Below are 12,978 nucleotides of genomic sequence, written 5' to 3' on the forward strand. Positions count from 1 at the left end.
AGCCTCACTCATGGAAGAGAAATACCGCAGGGCCGTGGATGCAGCCGCCATTTTCTCCGAGACTGACCTGGCGGGCTGCATCACTTACGTCAATGACCAGTTCTGCGGCATGTCCGGCTACGGGCGTGACGAGTTACTGGGGCAAAACCACCGGATCCTGAGTTCTGGCCTGCACCCTGCCGCATTCTTCCAGGGCATGTGGCAGGCCATCAGCGAAGGCCGGGTATGGCGTGGGGAAATCTGCAACCGGGCCAAGGATGGAACCCTGTATTGGGTGGACAGCACCATGGTGCCACTGGTCGATGAAAAGACCGGGCGGGTACAGAAGTACGTGTCGATCCGCTTCGATGTGAGCGAAAAACGCCAGTTGTTGCACACCCTGCAATGGCGGGTAGGCCACGACGTGCTGACCGGCTTGCCCAACCGTGCCTATCTGTCCGAGCTGCTCAACCAGTCCCTGGAGTTCTCCCGCAGCGAAAACATTCCGCTGGCGCTGTGCATGCTCGATCTGGATGGCTTCAAGGCGGTCAACGATGGCTACGGGCATGCCTGTGGCGATCTGTTGTTGGTGGAGGTGGCCACGCGGCTGCGGGAGATTATTCGCGGCGAAGATGTGGTCGCCCGGTTGGCGGGTGATGAGTTTGTGCTGATCCTGCGTTACGTGCGCGATATCGACGAGCTTAACGCCGCCTTGCTGCGCATCCTCAAGGCGATTTCCGAGCCTTACTCGATCCAGGGGGCCGAGCTGAACGTGTTCGCCAGCATTGGCGTCACCCTGTTCCCCTTGGATGACGAAGACGCCGACACCTTGCTCCGTCATGCGGACCAGGCGATGTATGTGGCCAAGCAGAGCGGGCGCAACCGTTACCAGTTGTTTGATGTTTCCCTGGAGCAGGAGGTGAAAGCCAGTCACCAAACCGTAGAGCAGATTCGCCAGGCGTTGGCGGCGGGCCAGTTGTGCCTGCATTACCAGCCCAAGGTCAATCTGCGCTGCGGCACGGTGGTGGGGTTCGAGGCGTTGTTACGCTGGCAGCACCCCGAGCGCGGGTTGGTGACGCCGGGGGATTTCCTGCCGCTTATCGAGCAGACCGACCTGATTGTCGACATCGGCGAATGGGTGATCGACCAGGTGTTGGGGCAGATGCACCGCTGGCAGGTGCATGGGCACTGGTGGTCGGTGAGCGTGAATATCGCGGCGCGGCATTTCCAGCGCGAGGATTTTGTCGAGCGGCTGCAGGATTTACTGGCGCAGTACCCGCAGGTGGAGCCGCACCGGCTGGACCTGGAAATCGCCGAGTCGGTGGCCATCGACAATATCCAGCGCGTCACCCAGCACCTGCAAGCCTGCCAGGCCCTGGGCGTGCAGTTCTCCCTGGATGATTTTGGCACTGGCTATTCTTCCCTGAGTTACCTCAAGCGCCTGCCGACCCAGACCATCAAGATCGACAAGTCATTTGTGCGCGACATCCTGCACGACAAAGACGACCTGGCGCTGACCAAGGCGGTGATCGGCCTGGCGCGGGCGTTTGGTCGCGAAGTGATTGCCGAAGGTCTGGAAACCCTGGAGCACGGGCAGCTATTGATGCGCATGGGCTGCGAAGTGGCCCAGGGCTATTTCATCGCCCGGCCGATGCCGGCGGGGGACGTGCCGGGGTGGGTTGAAGGGTTCAGGCCGCCGGCGCAGTGGCAAAAGCTTGAGTGATATTTGTGGCGAGGGAGCTTGCTCCCGCTGGGCTGCGTAGCGGCCCCAAGATCTTTGGGAGCGCTGCGCACTCCAGCGGGAGCAGGGGAGGGCGCGCTGTTCCCGGTATAGAGATTGATGATTTCATCAATCTCACCGGACATTTTCATTCGCAACAACGTGCGCAGAATCTGCTGGACCGGCACCAGCGGGTCGTTGCGCACATAGCAACCGAGGCTTTGCTCCTCAATCACGGCCACCGTGTGCAGGCGCTGTGTGGGCGGTAACTGCTGATTGAAGCGGTCGAGAATCCATTCGTTGCTCACCGCGTACTTGAAGCGTCCGGCCACCAGCTTTTGCAGCACTTGCTCTTCACTGCGGCTGTCGTCGCGGCTGAGCTGACCGCTGGCGAAGCGTGCCTCCAGGGTCGGGTAGCTATAGCCGAGTACCGTGCCGATGTGTTGCGGCGCCAGTCTGTCCAGTACCACCGAAGGCGGCGGCACGTGCGCCGTGACCAGCACATTGCGCTGCACCAGCAGCGGGATGCTCCAGGTGTAGTCACCCGACAGGTTGTTCAGCCACGCCGGCGTCACGTAGCAGCGCACATCAACGTCGCCACGCTCCATGGCGGTGTCGATGCGCGCCCGGGGGAGTACATGGAATTTCGCGGGGCGGCCGACCTGGGTGGCCAGGCTCAACATCAGGTCATACAAAATCCCTTGGGTCGGCTGGCCTTGGTCGAGTTGCACCATGGGCATGGTCCAGCTGTCGGAAATCGAGAAACGCAGAGGTGCGGGCTCCGCCACGCTGACCGTGGCAATCATCCACAAGGCGCCCAGGACTGCGCGCATAAACTCTCCGGGTTCAGCCTTTTACGGGCTTGGTTAGACCAGCTTAGTCAGATTAGACGAGCGTGCCGGATGCAATTTCCCCCTTGCTCCGCTAGCATTACCCGCTTCCGCTTCCCAGTTGCGACGGTTTTCGATGAGTTATCAGGTTCTTGCACGTAAATGGCGTCCGCGCTCGTTCCGCGAAATGGTCGGCCAGACCCATGTGCTCAAGGCTCTGATCAATGCCTTGGACAGCCAGCGGCTGCACCACGCCTACCTGTTCACCGGTACCCGCGGTGTGGGCAAGACCACCATTGCGCGCATCATCGCCAAGTGCCTGAACTGTGAAACCGGCATCACCTCGACGCCGTGCGGTACGTGCTCGGTGTGCCGGGAGATCGACGAAGGGCGCTTTGTCGACCTGATCGAGATCGACGCCGCGAGCCGCACCAAGGTCGAAGACACCCGCGAACTGCTCGACAACGTGCAGTACGCGCCCAGCCGTGGCCGCTTCAAGGTCTACCTGATCGACGAAGTGCACATGCTGTCCAGCCACTCTTTCAACGCCTTGTTGAAAACCCTGGAAGAGCCGCCGCCCTACGTCAAATTCATCCTGGCCACCACCGACCCGCAGAAACTTCCTGCAACGATTCTGTCGCGGTGCCTGCAGTTCTCCCTGAAAAACATGACCCCGGAGCGCGTGGTCGAGCATTTGACCCACGTGCTGGGTGTCGAGAACGTGCCGTTCGAAGACGACGCCCTGTGGTTGCTGGGCCGCGCCGCCGACGGCTCGATGCGCGACGCCATGAGCCTCACCGACCAGGCCATCGCCTTCGGTGAAGGCAAGGTTATGGCCGCCGACGTGCGGGCGATGCTCGGCACCCTCGACCACGGCCAGGTGTTCGGTGTGCTGCATGCACTGATCGAAGGCGACGCCAAGGCGTTGCTCGAAGCCGTGCGCCACCTGTCCGAGCAAGGCCCGGACTGGAATGGCGTGCTCTCGGAGATTCTCAACGTGCTGCACCGCGTCGCCATCGCCCAGGCCCTGCCTGAAGGCGTCGACAACGGCCACGGCGACCGCGACCGTGTGTTGGCCCTGGCCCAGGCGTTGCCGGCCGAAGATGTGCAGTTCTACTACCAGATGGGCCTGATTGGCCGACGTGACTTGCCGTTGGCCCCCGACCCGCGTGGCGGCTTTGAAATGGTCCTGCTGCGGATGCTGGCCTTCAGGCCCGCGGACACGGCGGATGCACCGAGACAGCCGCTAAAGCCAGTGGGGATCAGCCAGGCCACAGTTGATTCCGCCAAACCAGTGGCTGGCCCGGCTGTTGTCGCGCCAGTGGTTGCGCCGCCTGTGCCTGTTGCTCCGGCGCCGGCCCCGGTTGTTGCCGAGCCTGTGGCGCCTGTGGTCGTGCCTGAGCCGGTGGTCGAGCCTGCGCCCGTGCCTGAAGTCGACCTGCCGTGGAATGACCCGGTAGAAGCCGAGGTCGAGCTGCAGCCTGCCGTCGAGCCGGTGCTGGAAACGGCCGCCGAGCAGCCCGAACTTACGCCGATGCCGTCGCCGACCCCGGACAGCGTGGTGCCAGATGCTCCGGAATGGGCTTCGGCCCCGGTGCCGGTGCCGGAGCCGACCGTCGCGCAAGTGGACGCCGCCACCCCGGGCACCGACCTCGACGACGAGCCGCCGCTGGACGAAGACTACATTGAGCCGGACATCGATTCGGCTTACAGCTACCTGGACGACCTGGCCAGCGAACACACCGCCGAGCCTGCCCCGGAGCCTGAACCTGAACCCGCAGCAATGCCGGCCACCGGCCTGGCGTTGCAATGGCTGGAGCTGTTCCCGAAACTGCCAATCTCGGGCATGACCGGCAGCATCGCCGCCAACTGCACGCTGATTGCCGTGGATGGCGACCATTGGCTGTTGCACCTGGACCCGGCCCACAGCGCCCTGTTCAACGCGACCCAGCAGCGCCGGCTCAACGATGCCCTGAACCAGTTCCACGGCCGCACGCTGACCATCAGCATCGAGCTGATCAAGCCCGAACAGGAAACCCCGGCCCAGGCTGCGTCCCGCCGCCGGGTCAACCGCCAGCGCGAAGCTGAAGAGTCGATCCAGGGTGATCCGCTCATCCAGCAGATGATGCAGCAGTTTGGCGCGGTGGTGCGTCACGATACTATTGAACCTGTAGAAGCCCCGGTTCAGGCGTCATAAGCCGGGGCCAATAATTGATCCACGTACTTTTGAGGTGATTCCCATGATGAAAGGTGGCATGGCCGGCCTGATGAAGCAGGCGCAGCAGATGCAGGAAAAGATGGCCAAGATGCAGGAAGAACTGGCCAACGCCGAAGTCACCGGTAAAGCCGGTGGCGATATGGTCAGTGTGGTGATGACCGGTCGTCACGACATCAAGCGCGTGAGCATCGACCCAAGCGTATTGCCGGGCGTGGGCGAAGACGACCTAGAAATGCTCGAGGCGCTGTTTGCCGCGGCCGTCAACGACGCCGTGCGCAAGATTGAAGCCAACAGCCAGGACAAAATGTCCGGCGTGACCGCTGGCATGCAACTGCCGCCGGGTATGAAGCTGCCGTTCTGATCGGCAAGCGCAGCACCGAAAATGCCAGGCCCCGTGCCTGGCATTTTTTTGGCCGGCTATTTTCCATACCCGTAGCAGCTGTCGAGCCGCAGCGAGGCTGCGTCGGCAGCGACTCGGTCCCACGTCTGGCATGAAAGCAGCGGTGCGGCTAACGTAGCCTCGCTGGCGCTCGACAACTGCTACTGCGAGAGTTTTGTCGAACCCTGGGCCCTGTTTTGGGGTCTGCACCCTATACCGTTGAATTCAATCACCGATAGAAGGAGCCTCGCTGATGTCCGAAGCATTGACCCTCAACCAGCGCATTGTGCTGGTCTCACGCCCCCACGGCGCACCGGTGCCGGAAAACTTTCGCCTGGAGCGCGTCGCGCTGCCGGAACTGGCCGACGGCCAGGTCTTGCTGAAAACCCTTTACCTGTCGCTCGATCCCTACATGCGCGGGCGCATGAGTGATGCGCCGTCCTACGCCGCGCCGGTGGAAATCGACGAGGTGATGACCGGTGGCGCTGTCAGCCGTATCGAGCAATCACGCAATCCCAAGTTCGAAGTGGGTGACCTGGTGGTCGGCTCCACCGGCTGGCAGAGCCACAGCATCTCCGATGGCCGCAACCTGATGCCGGTACCCAAGGGCCTGGCCAGTCCGTCCATGGCCTTGGGCGTGCTGGGTATGCCCGGCATGACCGCTTACATGGGCCTGATGGATATCGGCCAACCCAAGTCCGGGGAAACCCTGGTGGTGGCGGCGGCTTCCGGCGCGGTGGGCTCGGTGGTCGGCCAGGTGGCGAAGATCAAGGGCCTTAGGGTGGTCGGCGTGGCGGGTGGCGCCGACAAGTGCCGCTATGTGGTGGACGAGCTGGGCTTTGATGCCTGCGTCGATCACAAGAGCGACAACTTTGCCGAGGAACTTGCCCAAGCGTGTCCCGAGGGCATCGACATCTACTTTGAGAACGTCGGCGGCAAGGTGTTCGACGCGGTTGTGCCGCTGCTGAATGCCAAGGCCCGAATCCCGTTGTGTGGCCTGATTGCCGGCTACAACGCCCACGAAGCCCCCAGCGGCCCCGATCGGCTGCCAGCGCTGCAGCGCACCTTGCTGACCAAGCGTGTGCGCATCCAGGGCTTTATCGTGTTCGACGACTATGGCGACCGTCAGCCGGAATTCCTCAGCGCCATGGCGCCGTGGGTGCGGGACGGCAAGATCAAGTTCCGCGAAGACGTGGTGGAAGGCCTGGAGCAGGCACCAGAAGCCTTTATCGGTTTGCTGGAGGGGCGCAACTTCGGCAAGTTGGTGGTGCACGTCGCACAAGATTGAGCATTTGACGCTAATCCGGGGCGCGGGTATAAACCGCGTCTCGTTGTTTTGTCGGACCTTTCCCCATGAGCTTCAGCCCCCTGATTCGTCAACTGATCGACGCCCTGCGCACTTTGCCAGGCGTGGGTCAGAAAACCGCCCAGCGCATGGCGCTGCAACTGCTGGAACGTGATCGCAGCGGCGGCTCCCGACTGGCCCAGGCCTTGAGCCAGGCCATGGAAGGGGTAGGCCACTGCCGCCAGTGCCGCACCTTGACCGAGGAAGAGCTCTGCCCGCAATGCGCCGACCCGCGTCGCGACGACACACTGTTGTGCGTGGTTGAAGGGCCGATGGACGTATACGCGGTGGAGCAGACCGGTTACCGCGGGCGCTACTTTGTGCTCAAGGGCCACCTGTCGCCGCTGGACGGCCTGGGGCCGGAAGCTATTGGTATTCCGCAACTGGTGACGCGGATCGAGGAGCAGGGCACCTTCGTCGAGGTGATCCTGGCCACCAACCCTACGGTGGAAGGCGAAGCGACGGCCCATTACATCGCGCAGTTGCTGACCAACAAAGGCCTGATCACCTCGCGCATCGCCCACGGTGTACCGTTGGGTGGCGAGCTGGAACTGGTGGATGGCGGTACCTTGGCGCATTCGTTTGCGGGTCGTAAGCCGATCGCCCTGTAACAAACACCGCAGGACAAAATGTGGGAGCGGGCTTGCTCGCGAATGCGCTGGTTCAGTCGATGCATTTGGCGACTGATACACCGCATTCGCGAGCAAGCCCGCTCCCACATTAGTTTTGTGGCGTTCACAAGCCTTTCTTCTTGCTTGATAACCAAGCAAGCGCTTGGTAAGTTCGCTCCACCTTCCCGTGGAGCTTGCCGATGTCTGCCTATCAGGAATACTTCGACCCCAGCCACCAATTGGTCCGCGACAGCGTGCGCCGTTTCGTCGAACGCGAGCTGTTGCCGGGCATCGAGCAGTGGGAGGAAGCCGAGAGCTTCCCCCGGGAGTTGTACCTGAAGGCCGGCGCGGCGGGGATCCTGGGGATCGGTTACCCCGAAGCCCTCGGCGGCAGCCACGAAGGTGATCTGTTCGCCAAGGTCGCGGCCAGCGAAGAGCTGATGCGCTGCGGCTCCGGCGGTGTGGTGGCGGGGTTGGGCTCGCTGGATATCGGCTTGCCACCCATCGTCAAATGGGCTCGTTCTGAAGTGCGTGATCGTGTCGCGCCGCAGGTTTTGTCCGGCGAGAAGATCGCCGCCCTGGCGGTCACCGAGGCCGGTGGCGGCTCCGATGTCGCCAACCTGCAAACCCGTGCCGTGCGCGACGGTGATCACTACCGGGTCAGCGGCAGCAAAACCTTTATCACCAGCGGCCAGCGCGCCGACTTCTATACCGTCGCAGTACGTACCGGTGGGCCGGGCTTTGCCGGTATCAGCCTGTTGTTGATTGAAAAGGGCACGCCTGGTTTCACCACCGGCACACCGCTGAAGAAAATGGGCTGGTGGGCGTCGGACACTGCCGAATTGTTCTTCGATGATTGCCGCGTACCCGTAGGCAATCTGATCGGCGCCGAGAACATGGGCTTCGCCTGCATCATGGGCAACTTCCAGAGCGAGCGGCTGGCCCTGGCGTTGATGGCCAACATGACCGCGCAGATGGCCCTGGAAGAAAGCCTCAAGTGGGCGGCCCAGCGCGAGGCCTTCGGCAAACCCATTGGCAAGTTCCAGGTGCTCAAGCATCGCTTGGCGGAAATGGCCACGGCAGTGGAAGTCTCCCGGGAATTCACCTACCGCCAAGCCGCCAAGATGGCCGCGGGCAAGAGTGTGATCAAGGAGATTTCCATGGCCAAGAACCTCGCCACCGACACCGCCGACCGCGTGACCTACGATGCCGTGCAGATCCTCGGCGGCCAGGGTTACATGCGCGGCAACCTGGTGGAGCGGCTGTATCGCGACAACCGCATCTTGTCCATCGGTGGCGGGACTCGGGAAGTGATGAACGAAATCATCAGCAAGCAGATGGGCTTGTAGAAAGCGCTTTTGTGGCGAGGGAGCTTGCTCCCGCTGGAGTGCGCAGCGCTCCCAAAGATCTTGGGGCCGCTTCGCAGCCCAGCGGGAGCAAGCTCCCTCGCCACACAAGCTCCCTGCCACACGAATCCCGGGTTATTGGTCCGTCAGCGCAAACTGGGTCAGGCAGAACGTCGGAATCCCCATGTCTTCCAGGCGCTGGGACCCACCCAGCTCCGGCAGATCAATGATCGCCGCCGCTTCGAAAATCCGTGCGCCCATGCGCCGGGCCAGGTTGGCCGCTGCGATCAGCGTGCCGCCGGTGGCGATCAGGTCATCGAACATCAGCACCGAATCACCTTCGCACAGGCTGTCGGCGTGCACTTCCAGGAAGGCTTCGCCGTACTCGGTCTGGTAACCCTCGGCCAGCACGTCAGCCGGCAATTTGCCTTGCTTGCGGAACAGGATCAGCGGTTTGTTCAACTGATAGGCAATGATCGAACCGATCAAAAAGCCGCGGGCATCCATCGCTCCAATATGGGTGAAGTCGGCTTCGACGTAGCGGTGCACAAAGGTATCGGCCACCAGGCGCAAGGCCTTGGGTGACTGGAACAGCGGCGTAATATCGCGAAAGATCACCCCGGGCTTGGGGAAGTCGATGACTGGGCGAATCAGGGATTTGATGTCGAACGAATCGAAGACCATCGTCGAGGAGTCCTGGGGAGGAAAACGGACTCGAAGTATACCTGCGGCCCAGCCGATTGGCTCGGCCGCAAGCGTCTGGATCAACCGTCGAGCGAACCGCCAGCGAGTGCGCAGAGCTGGATCGGGTCGAGGATGTGCACTTCCTTGCCTTCAGCGGCAATCAGCTCATTCTGCTGGAAGCGAGTGAATACCCGGGACACGGTTTCCACCGCCAGGCCCAGGTAGTTGCCGATTTCATTGCGCGACATGCTCAGGCGGAACTGGTTGGCCGAGAAACCCCGGGCGCGGAAACGTGCGGAGAGGTTGACCAGGAAGGTAGCGATCCGCTCGTCGGCGGTTTTCTTCGACAGGAGGAGCATCATCTGCTGGTCGTCGCGGATTTCACGGCTCATCACGCGCATCAATTGGCGGCGCAATTGCGGCAACTGCAGGGCCAGTTCATCCAGGCGCTCGAACGGGATTTCACACACCGAGGTGGTTTCCAGGGCCTGGGCCGAGACCGGATGAATCTCGGTGTCCATGCCCGACAGCCCGACCAGTTCGCTCGGCAGGTGGAAACCGGTGATCTGCTCTTCGCCGCCATCGCTCAGGCTGAAGGTTTTCAACGCGCCAGAACGTACTGCATAAACGGAATCAAACTTGTCGCCCTGGCGAAACAGAAACTCGCCTTTTTTCAGTGGGCGACCGCGTTTAACGATTTCGTCCAGCGCTTCCATATCTTCCAAATTCAACGAAAGTGGCAGGCAGAGGGGGGCCAGGCTGCAATCCTTGCAATGGGCCTGGCTATGAGCGCGCAGTTTAACTGGCTCGGACATTTCTTAAATCCTTGTGGGAAAACACACATAAGACGTAAGGGTACCGCACTGGGGGATGATCCGGCCAGCGTGTACAAAAAAGCAGCAGCGGTATAAAGGTTTATGTATCGGCGCCGATACATGGACGTATCTCTATGAGCTGGAGCTCAGATCATGTCAGTGAGCACTGTCCAAAACCCGATTATCAACGCGCCTGCGGTGTCGATTTGGAAGGCTGCCGATGCAGCCAAGGAAAAAGAAGCCGCCGCCAAGGCGCCGGCCTCTGAAACCAAGCCTGCCGAGCCAAACGCCACTGAAGGCGTGAAGGTCACCATTTCCGGTGCGGGGATGGGCATGGCCTCGGCTGAGAAATCCTCCAATAGCGATATTGATGAGAGCAGCCTGAGCGACAGCGCCAAGCAGCTGTTGAAAATGATCCGCGAGCTGAGAAAGCAGCTGGCCGAAAAGATGGCTGAGCTCTCTACCGCCATGTCCGACACGTCCATGAGCCCGGAGGCGCGCCAGGCCAAAGTGGCAGGCTTGCAGGGCGAAGTGGCGGCCATTCAGGCCGGCTTGATGACAGCCCAGACGCAATTGGCCAAAGTCCTGAAAGACGAGCCGCCTCAGGCTCAGATGGAAGCCATGAGCCTGATGGCGAAGTAACACGCGATCAGATAACCCGGGAGAAGCGTTGCCGATTCTGGTGCTCGAGGTAAGCATCGAACACCATGCACACCGAGCGCACCAGCAGGCGTCCAGCCGGCAATACGCGGATGCCTTGGGGGTCAAGTTCGATCAGCCCGTCCTCGGCCATCGCCTCCAACTGTGGCCACAGCTCATCGAAGTAACCACGAAAATCGATGTTGAAAGCCTGTTCGATTTTTTCGAATGCCAGGCTGAAATTGCAGATCAACTGCTGAATCACTTCCCGCCGTAACCGATCATCCGTGGTGCACAACAGCCCTCGGCTGGTAGCCAGTTGCGCGCCGGCCAGAGCGTTCTGGTAGTGGTTCAGGTCACTGCTGTTCTGGCAGTACAGGTCGCCAATCTGGCTGATCGCCGACACCCCAAGCCCGATCAAGTCGCAATGCCCGTGGGTGGTGTAGCCCTGAAAGTTGCGTTGCAGCCTGCCTTCCTCCTGAGCGACGGCCAGTTCGTCATCCGGCAGTGCAAAGTGGTCCATGCCGATGTAGCGGTAGCCGGCCTGGGTCAACTGCTCGATGGTGGTTTGCAGCATCAGCAGCTTTTCGGCCGGGGAGGGCAGGTCATCAGTATCGATCCGCCGCTGGGGCATGAAACGCTCCGGCAAGTGTGCGTAGTTGAACACCGAGAGGCGATCCGGTTGCAGGCTGATTACTTCTTCCACGGTGCGTGCGAAATTCAGCGGCGTTTGTTTGGGCAAGCCGTAGATCAGGTCGATATTGATCGAACGAAACTGCAGGGTGCGTGCTGCGTCGATCACTGCGCGGGTTTCTTCCAGGCTTTGCAGGCGGTTCACCGCACGCTGCACTTCAGGATCGAGGTCCTGCACGCCGATGCTGACGCGGTTGAAACCCAGCTCACGCAGCAGGCCCATGGTCGCCCAGTCGGCTTCTCGTGGGTCGATTTCGATCCCGTAGTCGCCGGAATCATCGTCCAGCAGGTTGAAGTGCTGGCGCAGCCGGCCCATGACCTGACGCAGCTCGTCATGGCTGAGAAAGGTCGGGGTGCCACCGCCAAAATGCAGTTGCTCCACCGGCTGCTTGGGGTCGAGGTGGCAGGCCACCAACTGGATTTCCTGCTCCAGGCGTTGCAGATAGGCGTGAGCCCGGCCGCGGTCCTTGGTAATGACCTTGTTGCAGGCGCAGTAGTAGCAAATATTCGCGCAGAACGGCACATGCACATACAGCGACAATGGCCGTGCGGCCTTGCGACTGTCGCGCAGGGCGTGAAGCAGGTCGAAGGTGCCGACCTGGCTGTCGAATTGTACGGCGGTGGGGTACGAGGTGTAGCGTGGCCCCGCCAGGTCGTAGCGGTGAATCAGATCAGTGTCCCAACGAATGGCGTCGAGCATGCGGGCGTTCCCCCGGATAGGCTTGTGGGCCGAGTCTAGGGGCTGGGTGGGCAGGCCATCTTGATTTGCATCAACGGGGAGCGGCGCTATGCCACATGGCCTTTTAATGGCCCATTAGCCAGTGCTGGTGCGGGCCGGGTAGCGTCCACAGGCCAAATACAATCACCAGCACGCCACCGGTCATGCGCACGCTTCGTTTGCGCAACAGTGCGGTGACACGCTCGGCCGCCAGTCCAGTGGCCAGCAGCACCGGCCAGGTGCCGAGGCCGAAGGCGAGCATCAGCACTGCACTGTCCAGTGCGTTGCCCTGGCTGGCCGCCCACAGCAGGGTGCTGTAGACCAACCCGCACGGCAGCCAGCCCCACAGCGCGCCCAGCAGTAATGCCCGGGGCAGGCTGGACACCGGCAGCAAACGGTTGGCAAACGGCTGGATATGGCGCCACAGGCCGCGCCCGAGGCTTTCGATACGGGTCAGGCCGCTCCACCAGCCGGCCAGGTACAAGCCCATGCAGATCAGCAACAGCCCGGCGAGGATGCGCATGAACATCGCCGCCGGGCTATTGGCCACGGCCCAGCCCGCCAGGCCGATCAACAGGCCGGCGGTGGCATAGCTGAGGATGCGTCCGAGGTTATAGGCCAGCAGCAGGCGAAAGCGCCGACTGCGTTGTTCCTTGGGAATCGCCAGGGTCAGCGCGCCCATCAGGCCCCCGCACATGCCCAGGCAATGGCCGCCGCCGAGCAGGCCGAGGATTACAGCCGAGACCAGCAGGGGCGCCAGTTCAAGCATGGGGCGGGTCTTTGGGCTTGGGCGGTTGCTCAGGGCCGTTGGCTTCGTCGACGGCGGCCAGGTGATTCGGGTCCTGGTCGTCGAACAGCACGCTGTGGGCCGGGCCATCGAGGTCGTCGTACTGGCCGCTGTCCACCGCCCAGAAGAAGATGTAAATGGCGATGGCCACGATCAACAGCGCCGCCGGGATCATCACGTAAAGAGCTGGCATCTGCACTCCATGCCCGCGCGG

The 12,978-nt window shown here is 62.0% G+C and carries 12 protein-coding genes and 1 pseudogene; 7 read left to right on the plus strand and 6 right to left on the minus strand.

The window, feature by feature from the left end; genetic code table 11:
• Nucleotides 1–10 precede the first annotated feature (10 nt).
• On the plus strand, nt 11–1,702 hold the full coding sequence (locus tag AU074_RS26220) for a bifunctional diguanylate cyclase/phosphodiesterase (protein ID WP_076017206.1): 1,692 nt from the start codon (nt 11–13) through the stop codon (nt 1,700–1,702).
• Between the two features lie 83 nt (nt 1,703–1,785).
• Here the strand turns inward: AU074_RS26220 and AU074_RS26225 are convergent.
• Nucleotides 1,786–2,532: pseudogene (locus AU074_RS26225) on the minus strand (substrate-binding periplasmic protein); the annotation flags it as partial.
• A 133-nt stretch (nt 2,533–2,665) separates the two neighbouring features.
• On the opposite strand from AU074_RS26225, the gene dnaX reads away from it, so the two are divergent.
• The 5 genes from dnaX (at nt 2,666) to AU074_RS26250 (ending at nt 8,431) form a co-directional block, all read left to right on the plus strand.
• The gene (gene dnaX, locus AU074_RS26230; protein WP_076017207.1) at nt 2,666–4,726 is read left to right on the plus strand and encodes a DNA polymerase III subunit gamma/tau; all 2,061 of its coding nucleotides are present in this window, start codon (nt 2,666–2,668) and stop codon (nt 4,724–4,726) included.
• Nucleotides 4,727–4,769: 43 nt separating this feature from the next.
• Nucleotides 4,770–5,108: a YbaB/EbfC family nucleoid-associated protein gene (locus tag AU074_RS26235; RefSeq protein ID WP_003193199.1), complete on the plus strand. Its 339-nt coding sequence runs from the start codon at nt 4,770–4,772 to the stop codon at nt 5,106–5,108.
• A 271-nt stretch (nt 5,109–5,379) separates the two neighbouring features.
• On the plus strand, nt 5,380–6,414 hold the full coding sequence (locus AU074_RS26240) for an NADP-dependent oxidoreductase (RefSeq protein WP_076017208.1): 1,035 nt from the start codon (nt 5,380–5,382) through the stop codon (nt 6,412–6,414).
• A gap of 65 nt (nt 6,415–6,479) precedes the next feature.
• The gene (gene recR / locus AU074_RS26245; protein WP_003219049.1) at nt 6,480–7,082 is read left to right on the plus strand and encodes a recombination mediator RecR; all 603 of its coding nucleotides are present in this window, start codon (nt 6,480–6,482) and stop codon (nt 7,080–7,082) included.
• Between the two features lie 200 nt (nt 7,083–7,282).
• Nucleotides 7,283–8,431 carry an acyl-CoA dehydrogenase family protein gene (locus tag AU074_RS26250; RefSeq protein WP_076017209.1) on the plus strand — a complete coding sequence of 383 codons (1,149 nt, stop codon included), beginning with the start codon at nt 7,283–7,285 and terminating at the stop codon, nt 8,429–8,431.
• Between the two features lie 132 nt (nt 8,432–8,563).
• Here AU074_RS26250 and AU074_RS26255 read toward each other — a convergent pair whose 3' ends face one another.
• Together AU074_RS26255 and fnr are read right to left on the minus strand one after the other, a co-directional pair.
• Complete coding sequence (locus AU074_RS26255) at nt 8,564–9,112, minus strand: adenine phosphoribosyltransferase (protein ID WP_076017210.1); 549 nt, start codon at nt 9,110–9,112, stop codon at nt 8,564–8,566.
• Nucleotides 9,113–9,192: 80 nt separating this feature from the next.
• Complete coding sequence (gene fnr, locus AU074_RS26260) at nt 9,193–9,927, minus strand: fumarate/nitrate reduction transcriptional regulator Fnr (protein WP_003219044.1); 735 nt, start codon at nt 9,925–9,927, stop codon at nt 9,193–9,195.
• A gap of 153 nt (nt 9,928–10,080) precedes the next feature.
• Between fnr and AU074_RS26265 the strand changes: the two genes are divergently transcribed.
• Nucleotides 10,081–10,569 carry a hypothetical protein gene (locus tag AU074_RS26265; RefSeq protein WP_076017211.1) on the plus strand — a complete coding sequence of 163 codons (489 nt, stop codon included), beginning with the start codon at nt 10,081–10,083 and terminating at the stop codon, nt 10,567–10,569.
• Between the two features lie 7 nt (nt 10,570–10,576).
• Here AU074_RS26265 and hemN read toward each other — a convergent pair whose 3' ends face one another.
• The 3 genes from hemN to ccoS form a co-directional block, all read right to left on the minus strand.
• Nucleotides 10,577–11,959: an oxygen-independent coproporphyrinogen III oxidase gene (gene hemN, locus AU074_RS26270; RefSeq protein ID WP_076017212.1), complete on the minus strand. Its 1,383-nt coding sequence runs from the start codon at nt 11,957–11,959 to the stop codon at nt 10,577–10,579.
• A gap of 103 nt (nt 11,960–12,062) precedes the next feature.
• Nucleotides 12,063–12,746 (minus strand): sulfite exporter TauE/SafE family protein, encoded by a 684-nt coding sequence (locus AU074_RS26275; protein ID WP_076017213.1) that lies wholly within the window; start codon nt 12,744–12,746, stop codon nt 12,063–12,065.
• Nucleotides 12,739–12,957: a cbb3-type cytochrome oxidase assembly protein CcoS gene (gene ccoS / locus AU074_RS26280; RefSeq protein WP_003219033.1), complete on the minus strand. Its 219-nt coding sequence runs from the start codon at nt 12,955–12,957 to the stop codon at nt 12,739–12,741. Before ccoS ends, AU074_RS26275 begins: the two co-directional genes overlap by 8 nt.
• Nucleotides 12,958–12,978 lie beyond the last annotated feature (21 nt).

Source organism: Pseudomonas sp. ATCC PTA-122608, from assembly GCF_001952855.1.
Lineage (GTDB): Bacteria > Pseudomonadota > Gammaproteobacteria > Pseudomonadales > Pseudomonadaceae > Aquipseudomonas.